The organism is Leucobacter musarum subsp. musarum (genome assembly GCF_001273845.1).
GTDB lineage: Bacteria > Actinomycetota > Actinomycetes > Actinomycetales > Microbacteriaceae > Leucobacter > Leucobacter musarum.
This window is the reverse complement of record NZ_JHBW01000111.1, coordinates 49,782-64,208: the sequence shown is the minus strand read 5'-3', so window position 1 is coordinate 64,208 and position 14,427 is coordinate 49,782. Positions and strand designations below refer to the sequence as shown.

Annotated in this window: 10 protein-coding genes; 1 reads left to right on the top strand and 9 read right to left on the bottom strand. The window is 67.0% G+C overall.

Annotated elements, in window-relative coordinates; translation table 11 throughout:
- Positions 1-12: 12 nt before the first annotated feature.
- Positions 13-2,748: a preprotein translocase subunit SecA gene (gene secA, locus CH42_RS15700; RefSeq protein ID WP_053354149.1), complete on the bottom strand. Its 2,736-nt coding sequence runs from the start codon at positions 2,746-2,748 to the stop codon at positions 13-15.
- A 198-nt stretch (positions 2,749-2,946) separates the two neighbouring features.
- Here secA and CH42_RS15695 point away from each other — a divergent pair, with 198 nt between their 5' ends.
- The gene (locus CH42_RS15695; RefSeq protein WP_053354148.1) at positions 2,947-3,687 is read left to right on the top strand and encodes a polyprenol monophosphomannose synthase; all 741 of its coding nucleotides are present in this window, start codon (positions 2,947-2,949) and stop codon (positions 3,685-3,687) included.
- A gap of 51 nt (positions 3,688-3,738) precedes the next feature.
- Here the strand turns inward: CH42_RS15695 and hpf are convergent, their stop codons facing one another.
- The 8 genes from hpf to CH42_RS15655 all read right to left on the bottom strand — a co-directional run bounded on the left by hpf (position 3,739) and on the right by CH42_RS15655 (position 14,417).
- Complete coding sequence (gene hpf / locus CH42_RS15690) at positions 3,739-4,365, bottom strand: ribosome hibernation-promoting factor, HPF/YfiA family (protein WP_053354147.1); 627 nt, start codon at positions 4,363-4,365, stop codon at positions 3,739-3,741.
- Positions 4,366-4,461: 96 nt separating this feature from the next.
- Positions 4,462-5,184, bottom strand: coding sequence for a ComF family protein (locus CH42_RS15685; protein WP_053354146.1), 723 nt, complete (start codon positions 5,182-5,184; stop codon positions 4,462-4,464).
- Positions 5,185-5,336: 152 nt separating this feature from the next.
- The gene (locus CH42_RS15680) at positions 5,337-7,007 is read right to left on the bottom strand and encodes an LpqB family beta-propeller domain-containing protein (protein WP_053354145.1); all 1,671 of its coding nucleotides are present in this window, start codon (positions 7,005-7,007) and stop codon (positions 5,337-5,339) included.
- Complete coding sequence (gene mtrB / locus CH42_RS15675) at positions 7,004-8,698, bottom strand: MtrAB system histidine kinase MtrB (protein WP_053354144.1); 1,695 nt, start codon at positions 8,696-8,698, stop codon at positions 7,004-7,006. The genes CH42_RS15680 and mtrB overlap by 4 nt, the downstream gene beginning before the upstream one ends.
- 9 nt (positions 8,699-8,707) lie before the next feature.
- Complete coding sequence (mtrA, locus tag CH42_RS15670; protein ID WP_053354167.1) at positions 8,708-9,391, bottom strand: MtrAB system response regulator MtrA; 684 nt, start codon at positions 9,389-9,391, stop codon at positions 8,708-8,710.
- Positions 9,392-9,503: 112 nt separating this feature from the next.
- Complete coding sequence (locus CH42_RS15665; protein WP_053354143.1) at positions 9,504-9,956, bottom strand: metallopeptidase family protein; 453 nt, start codon at positions 9,954-9,956, stop codon at positions 9,504-9,506.
- A gap of 16 nt (positions 9,957-9,972) precedes the next feature.
- Positions 9,973-11,370, bottom strand: a complete 1,398-nt coding sequence (locus CH42_RS15660) for a DUF5719 family protein (protein WP_053354142.1) — start codon at positions 11,368-11,370, stop codon at positions 9,973-9,975.
- Entirely contained in the window at positions 11,370-14,417 is a 3,048-nt protein-coding gene (locus CH42_RS15655) for a glycosyltransferase (RefSeq protein WP_164477404.1), read from the bottom strand. The genes CH42_RS15660 and CH42_RS15655 overlap by 1 nt, the downstream gene beginning before the upstream one ends.
- Positions 14,418-14,427: the final 10 nt, after the last annotated feature.

The window sequence follows — 14,427 nt, the reverse complement described above, 5'->3', positions numbered from 1 at the left end:
GGCGCGAGCGCCTTACTTCTTCTTGCCGGAGCGGCGCTCCGCGCGATTCGATGTACCGTTTCCGGTCTGCTGACCGAATGCTCCGCGAGCCTGCTGAGCGGGCTTCCCCGACGCGGAGTTTTTTGCCTCAGCACCGCTGACCGCGGGCGCGCCGTCTTCGTCGGGAGCGCTGTAGCTGAGCTTCGACTGGTCAGTGGTCTGCTCGGCTTCGAGACCGCCACCCTCCAAGTGCACGTGATCCTGCGGGCCCTCGGCGGGGCGCACCTTGACCTCGAGGTTGTAGAGCAGCCCCATGGACTCCTCCTTGATCTGGCCCATCATGCCCTCGAACATGTTGTAGCCCTCGCGCTGGTACTCGACCAGCGGATCGCGCTGCGCCATTGCGCGGAGCCCGATGCCCTCCTTGAGGTACTCCATCTCGTAGAGGTGGTCGCGCCAGCGGCGATCGATCGTGGCGAGCACGACGCGACGCTCGAGCTCGCGCATCGCCTCGCCCCCGAGCGCCTGTTCGCGCGTCTCGTAGGCGACCTCGGCGTCCGAGAGAATCTCGCGACGGAGGAACGCCCGATCGACGCGACGCGAACCGCCGGCCTCGGCAAGCAGCTCGTCGATGGTGAGGCCGACCGGGTAGACCTGGCGCAGATCGCTGAAGAGGGCGTCGAAGTCCCAGTCCTCATCGCGCCCGTGCGAATCGAGGATCGCGTCGATCGTCTGCTCGCGGAACGCGTCGATGCGCGGTTCGATCTCTTCGCCGTCGAGAATCTGCTGGCGGTCGCTGTAGATCGCCTTGCGCTGGCGGTCCAGAACGTCGTCGTACTTCAGCACGTTCTTGCGAATCTCGGCGTTGCGCTGCTCGACCTGGCTCTGTGCGCTCTGAATCGCGCGCGTGACGACCTTCGATTCGATCGCGAGATCGTCGGGGAAGCTGCCGCGGTTCATCAGCGCTGCCGCGGCACCCGAGTTGAAGAGACGCATGAGATCGTCGCCGAGCGAGAGGTAGAAGCGGCTCTCACCCGGGTCGCCCTGACGGCCCGAACGACCGCGGAGCTGGTTATCGATGCGGCGCGATTCGTGACGCTCGGTGCCGAGCACGTAGAGCCCGCCCACTTCGATGACCTTCGCGGCTTCGCCCGACACGGTCTCCTTGACCGCGGCGAACACATCGTCCCACGCAGCCTCGTAGGCCTCCGGATCTTCGTCGGTCGACAGACCGCGTGCGGCCATCTCCTGCACCGCGAGGAATTCGGCGTTGCCGCCGAGCATGATGTCGGTGCCGCGACCGGCCATGTTCGTCGCAACGGTGACCGAGCCAAGTCGGCCGGCCTGGGCGATGATCGCCGCTTCGCGTGCGTGGTTCTTCGCGTTGAGCACCTCGTGGCGCACGCCGGCCTTGGCGAGCAGACGCGACAGGTACTCGCTCTTCTCGACACTCGTGGTACCGACGAGTACGGGCTGGCCCTTCTCGTGGCGCTCCGCGATGTCGACGACGACTTGCGCGAACTTCGCCTCCTCGTTCTTGTAGACGAGGTCGGGCTGATCCTTGCGCTGCATTCCGCGGTTCGTCGGAATCGGCACGACGCCCAGCTTGTAGGTCGACATGAACTCGCTGGCCTCGGTCTCGGCGGTGCCGGTCATGCCCGAGAGCTTCTCGTAGAGACGGAAGTAGTTCTGCAGCGTGACCGTCGCCAGCATCTGGTTCTCGGCCTTGACCTGCACGCCTTCTTTGGCCTCGATGGCCTGGTGCATGCCCTCGTTATAGCGGCGCCCGGCGAGAATACGACCGGTGTGCTCGTCGACGATCAGCACCTCGCCGTTGAGCACGACATAATCTTTGTCGCGCGTGAAGAGCGCATTGGCCTTGATCGAGTTGTTCAGGAATGAGATCAGCGGGGTGTTCACCGACTCGTACAGGTTCGTGATGCCGAGGTGATCCTCGACCTTCTCGATACCGGGCTCAAGCACACCGACGGTGCGCTTCTTCTCGTCGACCTCGAAGTCGACGCCGGCCTCGAGCTTGCGGGCAATGCGCGCGAACTCGCCGAACCAGCGGTTCGCCTCACCCGATGCCGGCCCCGAGATGATGAGCGGGGTACGCGCCTCGTCGATAAGGATCGAGTCGACCTCATCGATGACGGCGAAGAAGTGACCGCGCTGCACGCGCTCCTCAGCACTCGACGCCATGTTGTCGCGGAGATAGTCGAAGCCGAACTCGTTGTTCGTGCCGTAGGTGATGTCGGCGTTGTACTGCTCACGGCGGGTCGCGGGGTCTTGGCCCGACACGATGCAGCCAGTGGTCATGCCGAGCGCGCGGAACACGCGGCCCATCAGATCGCTCTGGTAGCTGGCGAGGTAGTCGTTCACGGTGACGACGTGCACGCCCTTGCCCGCGAGCGCGTTCAGGTACGACGGCATGGTCGCGACGAGCGTCTTGCCCTCACCCGTCTTCATCTCGGAGATGTTGCCGAGGTGCAGGTTCGCGCCGCCCATAATCTGCACGGGGAACGGGTTGAGGCCGATCGTGCGCTTCGCGGCCTCGCGCACCGCGGCGAACGCCTCGGGGAGCAGATCGTCGAGCGTCTCGCCCTTTTCCAGGCGCTCGCGGAACTCTGTGGTCTCCTCGCGCAGCTCCTCATCGCTGAGGTCCGCAAAGGTGCTCTCCAGATTCGCTACGAGCTTTGCCTGCCGCTCGAGCTTTTTCAGGATGCGCCCTTCGCCGACGCGAAGAAGCTTTTCGAGAACTGTCGCCACGTTGTCTCTCCTGTACGTTCTGCACGGTGGAAGTCACCTCGGATGAGGTGCACCGCCGTTGCCAAATTGTGACAACTCCTCAGCTTAGCAATGGCTTGCCGCGTCGCGGCTGGGGAGATGCCAAGATGGGGCAACGGAGTTTTCCGTGCCGCACCCGATCCGAGCACGCCTGGACGCACGCTTCGCAGGAAGGATGACATGCCGCATCGAGCGCACGAGCTCCTCGTCATCCTGCCGACCTACAACGAAATCGCGTCTCTCGCGGCGGCAGTGTCGAGCGTGCATGGGCATCTCCCGCAGGCCGACATCGTCATCATCGATGATGCGAGCCCCGATGGGACTGGTGCGCTGGCGGATCGCCTCGCCTCCGCTGACCCGCGCGTGCGCGTGCAGCACCGCGCGGGCAAACTGGGGCTGGGCACGGCGTACGTGCTGGGCTTTTCAACCGCGCTCGCGGAGGGCTACCGCACCGTCGTGGCGATGGATTCGGATGGATCGCACCTGGCCTCGGATCTCCCCGCGCTGGTCGCGGCAGTGCACGAGGGTGCCGGGTTGGCGATCGGCACGCGCTGGATCGTCGGTGGACGCATCGTCAACTGGCCCGCCTACCGTCGCTGGATCTCGCGCGCGGGCACGGCTTTCGCACGAAAGCTGCTGCGCTCCGAGCTGCACGATCTGACGAGCGGCTTCCGCGCGATCGACGCGCGGTGGCTCGCACGGCTCGATCTTGCCGGCATCGACTCCGAGGGGTACGGCTTCCAAATCGAGACCGCCTGGCGGCTCGAACGTCTGGGCTGCCCCATCACCGAGGTTCCGATCACGTTCGTCGAGCGTGCCGATGGACGTTCGAAGATGTCGCTGGGCATCGTGATCGAGGCATTCGTCAATGTCGTGCGCTGGGGTGTGCAGGCGCGCCGCGCACACAGATCCGCCGGCTGATCGACGCGAAGACGCGCGAACAGCCGGCGGAGGGTCATACGAGCGAGCGAGCTACTCCTCGCTGAGCGAAATCACGCCGTAGTTCCAGCCCTTGCGCCGGTAGACGACGCTCGGATGCCCGGTCTCCTCGGCGATGAAGAGGAAGAAGTCGTGGCCGACGAGTTCCATTCGGTCGACGGCGTCTTCGACGCACATGCGCTCGGCAGGGAACTCCTTGGTGCGAATGACCACGGGCGTGTAGTCGGGCTCTTCGGCCTCGACCACGGGCACGCTGCCGGTGGCAACGGATTCCAGCACCTCCAGCGGCGCAGGGGTCACATCGACCGTTTCGAAGTCGTTAGCAGCGGCATCGGCGAGCGAGGTGCGCCCGCGACCACGGCGATCTTGCCGCTTGTCTTTCATGCGGCGAATGCGCTCGAGCACGCGCCCATAGGCGATATCGAACGCGGAGTACTTATCTCCACCCGCGGATTCCGCTCGGATCACCGGGCCCGGCCCGATCAGCGTGATCTCGACGTGGTCGCCGTTCTGAGGGCTCCGGTCGCTCTGCCTGGAGACTCTCACTTCGAACGCCTGGGCCCGGGGCAGCAGCCCCTCGACTTTGTCGGTTTTCGACCCGACATAGTTCTCGAACCGATCGGTGATCCCGACGTTCTTGCCGCGGATGTTCACGTCCATGGTGACCTCCCTGGAGCCTCGGGCGGGTGTGCCATTTGGCGCACCGTTACGCCTTTCCCGAACTCTACTCCACCCATCCTCGGCGTTTCCACCTCCTCAGAGATTCGTCGACATCTTTGCGGAATCTCCAAGGGAATCCCGGCGCACGGCGACGCAGACCACGGCGACTCCGACCACTCGCGCCCCCGCGGCCTCGAGCACGTCTCGCGCCGCACGCACGCTTGCGCCCGTCGTCACGATGTCGTCCACGAGCACGATCGGGCGACCACGCACTCGAGCTGCCATCGATCGACGCAGGCTGATCCGACGCGCATTGCGCTCGCGATCCGCAGAGCTGAGGCCCACTTGACCGCTGCGTCCCCGCGTCGTGCGCAGCGCACGCAGACGCGGTGCGCGCACCGGTGACCTCCGAAGCGCGGCATCGATCAGTACTTCGAGATGGTGGTACCCGCGGCGGCGCACACTGCGCGGTCGCGACGGCATCGGAACGATGAATGGCGCCTCCGGCGACCGCAGCATCGCGGCCCGCAGCGCAGGCGCGAACCGCTCCGCGATTCGCCGATGGCAGCCATACCTGCCGTCGTGCTTGAACGCGACGAGCACGGCACGCAGAGCTCCCTCATACAGGTCGCAGGCGACGCAGGGCACACCGGCGATGTCGAACTCCTGCGGCGAGCGCCACCCGCGCACGTCTCGATCGCAGGCATCGCAGCAATCGCGGTCGGGGGCACCGCACGCGACGCAGGCGGTCGGCCAGACGAGCGCGGCAAGATCCAGGCTCAGTTCACGGAGTGCGGAGCGGAGCGGAGAGCGAGGCATGAGTCGATCGTGCCCCCTCGGCGGTGCGCGATCGCCGTCGGGCGATCCCGAGCCTGAACAACTCGTTGATCACAGCGAGAACGGTGCGATGTGCGCGCGTCATTCTGGCCACCCAAACGCGACCATCGCAGCACCGCAACGCACCGCACCTGCTACCCGCGTTTGGCGAGTACTGCGATATCCGTCGCCGTGCGCTGCCATCCGCTCGCCTGCGACGCGTACAGGTCGCCCCGCTGCCCGAGCACGCGGAGCTGGGTGCGCGCAGAGCCGCCCACGAGGTGCACGCCGCCCTGCACCGACCCCTGGTCGATCGGCAGCAGCCCGACTCCCCCGAGGGTGACGCGACTCGTCGAGTCGCCCTTGGTGAGCACGGCGAATCGCGTCTGGCCGACCCAATCGAGATCGACGGGAGCACCCGATGCCCAGAGTTGCACGTCGGCCTCATCGGTGGTGCGCAACGGCACTCCGTTCTCGTCGCGCACCACTCCGGCGACGAGCACCTGGGAGCCATGCTCGTCTGAGAGGAGCGCTGCGATGCGGCTGCCATCGGGCGAAAGGCGCACCGCAACGGGCGACCGCCCCGCTAGCCACGGGGCGGCGACCTGCACAGACGTCCCATCACGGGTCGTCGCCTGCAGTGTCTGCGCCGAACTCGCCTGCAGCGTCCAGATGTATCCGAAACGATCGAACATGGGCGGGAGCAACCCGGTGCGCTCGTCGATCGCGACCACCCCGAGCGCGTCGACCCGGGTCACGCCGCCGCCGCTGAGCAGCGCGGCCGCGTCTCCCGCCGGATTCAGCGTGATCGCGCTCGGATCGTAGTCACCCAGCGTGTTCTCGAAGCCTTCAGCCGCAATGAATTCTCCCGACACGATCGTGCCGAATTGGTCGCCGCTCAGCACTGCCGCATCGGTGACGTCGTTCACGAGTTGCGGCTCTGAGGTGCCTTCGGCACTGTCGAACCTCACCGCCGTACCCTCGGCGGTGAGGTCGAAGCCGCTCACGTTTTGCACGGTCTGCAGGCTGAGGCGCAGTTGCTGCCGAATCTCGCCCATCGCGGTCGGGCTCGCCTCGAGCACGTTGCCGGTCAGATCTATACGGGCGCGTCCGTCGCTCACCGGCACCGAATTCATCACGAGGGCGGTACCTGTCGGAAAGCCGCTGTGCACGACTTCGGACAGCCGCTCGCCCGGCCCCGCGAGCAGCGCCCCCACGATCTCGGTCGGGAGCGCGGCCCGGGTCATGAACCAGCGGGTCTCGGGCACGAGCGTCTCCCCCGGGCCGACGAAGTAGAGCTGGTGCTGCGACCAGATCGTGGTGAACATCGTGGTGTCGAGAATGATGCCGTTCGGCGCCGACGAGATGCGCCATTCGTCATCGACGCGTTCGAGTTCGAAGCGCAGATTCGTGCTCTCCCCCGGCTCGATCGGCAGCATGAAGCCGTCGACATCGAGCTTTGCGGATGCGGCAACCGCGAGTGTGCCCGAGCCGTCTTCATTTGCGGTGAAGGGGCGGCTCCCGTCGTCGATCAGCACATCGGAGTCGGGGTTCCACTGCGAGGCGTAGTTCGGCGCGAGGAACTCGCGGGCCACGGCGTAATTGTCTTCACTGGAGGTCGCCGCCTGCACGAAGCCACGGACGATGTCTTCCTGCGACGCCCCGACAGCGGGTCCGTCCGGGTTGTACTGCACCTGCTGCTCCGCCTGCTGCAGATTATCGAGACCGACCTGCACCGGGCCAGAGCCGGGAATCGCATTGCACCCGGTCAGCGCGAGCGCCGCCCCGATGATCGCGGCGATCGCACCGTATCGTGTTCGCTTCACCGCTTCTCCTTCCGAATTCTGCGCCCCGGGCGTCGCAGCCATCCACCAGTCGCGGTTGGATCCCCCGCCGCTGCGACGTCTTCCGGTACGAGAGGCAGGGGCGACATGAAGCTGACGGCTTCACCCCTGGGCAGCGTCAACCTGAAGTTCGTGCCCTCGCTCAGACGCGACCACGCCTCGATGATTCCGCCGTGCACAGCTGCATCCTCCTGTGCGATGGCCAACCCCAACCCGGTACCACCCAACGTCCGCTTTCGTGACGGGTCCGCGCGCCAGAATCGGTCGAACACGTGCTCGAGGTCTTCCGATCGCATGCCGATGCCCCAGTCGCGCACCGACAACGCGATCGCCGCGGCGTTGGAGTCGATGGCAACGACGATCTGACGCCCTTCACCGTGCTCGATCGCATTGCCGACAAGATTCGACACGATGCGACGGATGCGACGGGCGTCGACGTCGATGGGCGCGTAGCCCCCGAGCGGGCGGACTTCGATGATGCCCTTCGAGAGCGGTTGCAGCCCGGCGACCACCTCGGTCGCGAGGGTCACGAGATTGGTCGGCTCGGTTTCCAAGGTCACGCGACCCGCGTCATACCGCGAAATCTCAAGGAGGTCTTCGAGCAGCGATTCGAAGCGATCGATCTGGTCGCCGAGCACTTCGACGGCGCGCTGTTGGCCGGCTTCAAGCCCCTGCGCGCTGCTCTGCAGCACTTGGCTCGCGAGGCGCACGGTGGTCAGCGGTGTGCGCAATTCGTGCGACACGTCGGAGACAAACCGCTGCTGCATCTCGGAGAGTTGATCGAGCTCCTGAATGCGCATCTGCAGCGTTTCCGCCATGTCGTTGAAGCCCTCCGAGAGCACGTCGAAGTGCTCGTCGTTCTGCAACGGCATGCGCGCTTCGCTCTCTCCGGCTGCCAGCCTGCGGCTCGCCGCAGCCGCCGAGCGGATCGGCCGGAAGACGATGCGCGACATGATCCACACCAGAATGCCGATGAACGCCATCATCGCCGCCGCGGTGATCAAGAGAGTGCGCTGCACGAACGCCAGCGTGTCTTGGGTATCGGCGAGGTTGTAGCCGATGAACAGGTCGTAGGTGCCGGCACCCGAGGGAAACGTCAGGCTCGACGCAACGACGATCCCTGATGAGATCGCCCCGTTCTCGGCAGTGAACGTGACCGCCTGCCAGTGCTGCGCCTCCGTCGTCGACTGCACAGCACGCGAGAGTTCCGGGCTCACGGCGTCGGGCAGCATGGTGCTCGTGAACGAGGGCGGCGGTGCATCGGCGAAGCTCTCTTGCCCCGCTTGCCTGCGCAGATAGACCATCTGGCTCGATGAGGTGTCTTGCACGGTGCGCCGCACCGATGCGGCGAGCGTCGACAGCCCCCCGCGATCCGTCGCGTCCGACGCGTCGATCTGCCGCTGGGCCGCAACGGTCGCTCGCGCGGAGTCTTGCAGCGCCTGCTCCATGCGCGACGAGTACAGGTCGTCGGCGACGCTCGTCAAGATGAAGATGCCCGCCACCAGCACGATGAACCCCGTAACCATGCCGGTGATGGTCATGGTCCGCAGCATCAGCGAACGCCGCCAACGCGCACGGAAGCGGCCCAGTACCGGTTCCGAGAAGCGGAGCCACTTCAAACGAGCGCGCCGCACTGCGGTGATGATCGCTGATCGGCGCGCGCGCGACGACATCACGCCCGCCTAGTCGACGGGGGTACCGGCACGGTACCCGACCCCGCGCACCGTCGTGACGATGGTCGGGTGATCCGGATCTTGCTCGATCTTCGCGCGCAGACGCTGCACGTGCACGTTCACCAGTCGGGTGTCGGCCTTGTACTGGTAGCCCCACACCTTCTCGAGCAGCACCTCGCGCGTGAACACCTGCTGCGGCTTGCGGGCAAGAATTGCGAGTAGGTCGAATTCCAACGGCGTCAACGGAATCGGCTGCAAGCCACGTCGCACCTCATGTGCGGAAACGTCGATCGTGAGGTCGCCGATGCGCAGCGTCTCGACCGAGTCGGGCTGAGGCTCGCGCAGCCGTGCCCGGATGCGCGCGATGAGCTCGGCGGGGTTGAACGGCTTCACGACATAGTCATCGGCGCCGGCTTCGAGCCCGCGGACCACATCGCGGGTGTCCGTGCGAGCGGTCAGCATGATGATCGGCGTGCCCGACTCGGCGCGGATCTTCTCGGCGACCTCGATGCCGTCGAGCCCGGGCAGCATGACGTCGAGCAGCACCAGGTCAGGCCGCATCTCGCGAAACTTCTCAACCGCTTCCGCACCATCGACGGAGTGCTCGGTGACGAATCCTTCGCCCTGCAGCACCATCCCCAGCATCTCCGCCAGAGCCCTGTCGTCGTCAACCACCAAGATGCGCGCGCTCATGGTTCCCATTATGTCTGCAAAGCATCAAGAACTGCGGAATGCTCGACACTCGTCAGGCTAACGCGGCGACCGCACTCGGTCGAGAACGGCGCTGACGCGGGGCGAGCAGCCCTCAGTAGTGGTCGAATCGACCGGGAATCAGATCCCACGGGTCCGCGCCGAGATACTCACAGACCGCACGGTACACGCAGTACTCTAGGAACGACCGCCGGTGCTCGGCATCGTCGACGTGTAGCCCCTTCGCCCGTTGAATTGGCATGCGGTAGAGTACGATGCTGCGCGACGCGCGATCGATCGTGTAGAGCAGGGGCAGTTGACTTTCACCCGGGCCCTGCGATGGAGCCGTCTGAAACCCGAACCGCACTCCGCGCAACTCATCGGGAAGATACCCCTGCAACACCTCTACGGCGGCGCGGGCGTCGGCCTCGAAGCGACGGAATCGGCTCTCGGGATCGGGCAGCGTCGGCCCTGAGAGCGACGAGCGGATCGGCCGCCGCCCGTGTCGTGAACCACGACCGCGAGACGGCACCTGCGGGGCCTGCGGCTCCCTGCGACGACCGAACATGCCTCGAGTCTACGCGCTAGCGCGGGTAGACCGTGAGCGTACCGTCGCGGGGGTCGGGAGCGATGATCGGGTATCCCGCGATCGACGATCCCGACACGATGCGCACGCCGGCGAAGACGGGTGCCGAGCTCGTCAGCACGGCGTCGGCGGGGGCGTCGACGGCGAGAGCCGCACCGGGTTCGACGGTCGCCGTCGTCGGCTTGCCCGACCCGTTCGAGCGCGCGATTTCGAGCTTCGCCTCGTCGGTACCGGGGTTGACTACGACGAGTCGGCCGCCCTTCGCGACCGGCACGGCGACCTCGGTGTCTGCGGCGATCGCCGACGCGGGGGTGAACCATTCGAAATCGTGCGCTTCGTCGGTACCGGCCGAGCCCATGGCGCTCGCGACGATCGGCACATCTGCATCGATCTCGATCGCGTTCGCCCCGGCCGGCAGTGCGGCGACGCTCAGTTCGCCCACGGTGTTCGGCAGGAGGTCGATGGTTCCCAGGTCAGTCGACTTGCCCGCACGATCGACCGCCCGCACTGTCGCGGTGCCGCCAGATTCACCGGGAGCGAGCGCCCGCACGACGACCGGGTATGCATCGCCCTCACCCGAGTCGTTCGGCCCGCGGTCGTCGCCGTCCGCGTTCTCGAATGCCGGAATGACGAGCGAGGTCAGAGGTTCGACCTGCGAGGTAACTGCAGACGCACCGAACGGCGTGATCCCCGAGCTCTGCGCCACGCCGAGGTGGGCAGTAACCGGCGCTCCAGTGCTCTCGACGCGCACCGCGAGGCGTTCGCGATCAGGGGCGTACCCGTTCACCGACACGATCTGCTGCGTTCCGGGCGCAACGAGTACACCTGCAGTCTGCACCGCGTCGACCGCACCGTTCTCGTCGTACACACTGATCGTGACCGTCGCCGGCACCGAGCCGGGGTTGCCCAGGCTCAGGGTGGTCGAAATGCCGAGAGACGTCGCGCCTCCGATGAGCCACTGCTCGTTGACGGGTTCGGTGCAGCTGCTCGCGACGGTGCCGCGCAGGCTGTCAGAGTTCACCGTCTGGGTCTGCACGGTCGCCAGCGGGTCAGATGCCGAGGCGGTGATGACTCCGGGCAGCCCGCTGTCTCCTGAAGACCGGGCGAGCACCGAGTTGCCCGAGGCCGAGCCCGAGAGCGCCAGCGTGGGCTCACCCGCGGGAATCGCTACTCCGGGCTGCGAGGTGTCGGCCCCGAGTTCGGCGAATGCGCCGGCGCACACGAGCGTGCGCGTGGTGTTCTGCGTGGTGTCGACGGTGATCGCCAGAGGCTCCACGGTGACCGAGGGGAGCTCGACGGTGCCGGCGAGCACCGCGGTCGCGCCCGCTGCGGCGACGACGAGCAGGCCGGTGACGGCGCGTGCGCCGCCGCGCAGCAGTCGTGATCGATCGGTCATCAGCGCGTCCCCTCGGTTGAGTCGGTGTCGTCGCCTAAGGGCGCATCGGTCGTCGGTGATGCAGACGGTGCCGGATCGCCCGAAGTTTCGCTGTCTGCGACCTCGGGGGCGGTGACGGGCTCGAGGTCGGTCTGGGGCTCCGCCTCGGGGGCACCCGCGTCGCCGCTGTCGACAACGGGGTCGGTGTGCACGGTGGCCGGTGTCGAGTCTGCGGCGACAGCGACCGCGGCGCGTTCGCGACCCGCGCGCGCCTTGCGACGCGACGGCTTCTTTCGGCGCTCGGGTCGGTAGGTCACCTCGGCCGTCGGCAGCGCGAGCAGCAGGACCCCGAGCAGCACGACGATCTGAATTGCCCAGATCGTCGATCCGCTGAGCGAGGTGCCGCCGAGCCGGGTACCCGCGTCACCGGGGGCGGTGTCGGCGGCTTCGGGCTGCTGCACTCTCCAGAGCAATCCCTGTTCGGTGAGCCCGGCGCTGGAGAGCGCTTGATGCTGATCGAAGACGCGCTGCAGCTCCGAGCGCTCGAGATCGTCTCCGCCGGCGGGCAGCAGCACGAACCCGACACCGGCTTCGTGCAGCGCATCGGTGACGTCGGCACCGCCGACACTGGCCAGACCGCCGACGAGGTCGGCGAGCTGCTGATCCTCAGCGCTCGCTTCTGGCGTGGTGACCGAGGTGCGGATCTCGTCGAGTCGCAGGCCGCTGCCGGTCACGAGTTCGGCGCGCACCGAATGCGCGCTCTCCGCGGAGATGACCAGGGTACGCACGCCGGGGTCGGTCTCGCCCGCCGCCTGCACGAGCGCCGGCATCTGGTCGCTCGCGGGCGCGAAGCCGACTCGATCGAGCACGAGCTGCGTGGCGACCGGGCCGACCGCCACGATCGCGGCGATGAGCGCGACCGACACCACCGGTGCAGCACCGCGCCGCAGGGCGTGGGCGCCCACGGCGGCGAGGCCGACCAGGGCGATCCAGTAGAGCGCCAGGCCTGATCCCGTCCAGACCGAAATCACCGTGTCGCCGGCGACCGTCAGTTGCAGCTGCGCCGCGGCAATCGCTGTGGCGAGGCCCAGACCGCCGAGGGCGGCATGGAGCAGCGTGACGGCGACTCGACCGGTGAAGAGTCCCAGGAGCGCGAGCAGGGCGAGCGGCAGCATGAGCACGCCGACGAGCAGGGTTGCCGGAGGCCCGCCGAGACCGATGCCATCGAGAATTCCGGCCCATCCCTCCAGACCGAACTCCGGGAACCCGAGCATCAGGTGCCAGGTGTTCCCCGGCTGGAACGGTGAAACGATTCCCGGGTCGACGAGGATGTCGAGTGGACGCCCCGCGATCAGGCTCGTCACGATCTTCGGCGCGAACAGAATCGCCGGGACCAGCGCCGTCGTCAACACTCGAGCGGCTCCCCGCAGCGTCGTGCAGAGTCCGATGACCAGCATGACCAGCGCGGCAGGAATCAGGATCGGTGCGGAGGCGAGCGCGGCCGCGGCAAGCAGCGACGCGGTGCCCGCCCAACTCCACGACTCTCGGCAGCGAGAGGCAGCGAGCAGCAGCCACGGCAGCACGACGGCGAGCACGAGCGTCTGCAAGCGGCCACCGGCCAGCGACCCGAGCAGCACCGGGCTCAGGCTGAACCCGAGCGCGAGCAGTGCGCGGCCGGCCTTCGACTCGGTGAGCTGTGCCCCCCAGATCCAGGCACCGAGCGCCGTCAGCGGAATCGATACCACCATGAGCAGCACGATGATGTGCGAGGGGTTCCAGAACGTCAGCGACCCGAGCAGTGCGAGCACCCACGTGAACGGATCAGCGGGGTTGCCGTCGATGGGTCGGGTATTCGACCAGAGCTGATCGATCGGACTGAGCGGTGCCAGGCCACCTCCGAAGAGGCTGGTCTGCGGCAGCGCCCACCACAGCAGTACGACGGCGGCGACCGCGGATCCGGCAAGCACGGCGAGGCCACCCGACGAGATGAAGTGCATCTCGCGACGCTGCTGCCCTGTCGTGGCGAGAATCGCCTCGCGATCGATCATCCGCGCCGTGCGCACGGTCTTCGGGTCGATGCGCAACTGCCGCACGGCTGCCCACCCGGCGTTTGAGTGGGCTCGTATGCGTCGGCGCGACGCGAGGATCGCATGCGGGGTGAAGAATACGGAGAACGTCGCGATCAACTCGCCAAGCATATTGCCGGGCTGTTCGCGGATCAGCGCCCAGAGCACGCGCAGGAGCGCGTAAATCGGCAGTCCCAACCATTCGAAGAACGCGAAGAATGCCGGAGCGTAGGAGATCCGACGATGCAGGTGCGACGCCCGGGCCTGACGATGGGCCTGCCGCATCACCGAGCGGCGTCGATCGATGCGCGGGCCAGCGATGCCGCTCTGCGCAAAACGCACACGTGAGGCCGGCGCGACCTCGACGCGATGCCCGGCGAGCCGCGCGCGCACGCTGAAGTCGAGGCCGTCATCGTAGACAGGCAGTGCGGGATCGAACCCGCCGAGTTGCTCCCAGACGTCGCGACGCACGAGCATGCCGACCGGGCCGACACCCAATACATCCTGCATGTGGTCGTACTGCTGCTGGTCGAGTTCCTGGCGACGCAGTGTCCAACGAGCACCGTAGCGCGTCAGGCTCTGGCCCAGCTCGATGATGCGCTCGGGGTGATCCCAGTCGACAATCTTCGGGCCGGCAACCACCACTGAAGGGGCACGCTGCACGCTGCTGAGAATGTGCTCGAGCGCTTCGGGTTCGGGGCATGAGTCTTCGCTGAGCAGCCAGATCCACTCCGCCTCGGCCGCCGCGGCATCCGTTGCAGACGGTGCCAACGCCTCGATTCCACGCGCAACCGCTTGGCCAAACGAGACGCGAGTCGGAATGCCGACCACTCGCTCCGCACCGCTCGCGAGCAGCTGCTCGCGCACCGAATCGGCACCGCCGTTGTTGACCGCGATGATGTTCGCGGGCGCCAGCGTCTGGCCGGTAATGCCGGCGATGGTCTGTTCGAGCCATTCGCCGCCCCCATGGGCGACCAGGATGGCGGTTACTCGCGTGCGCATCACTCGGTCA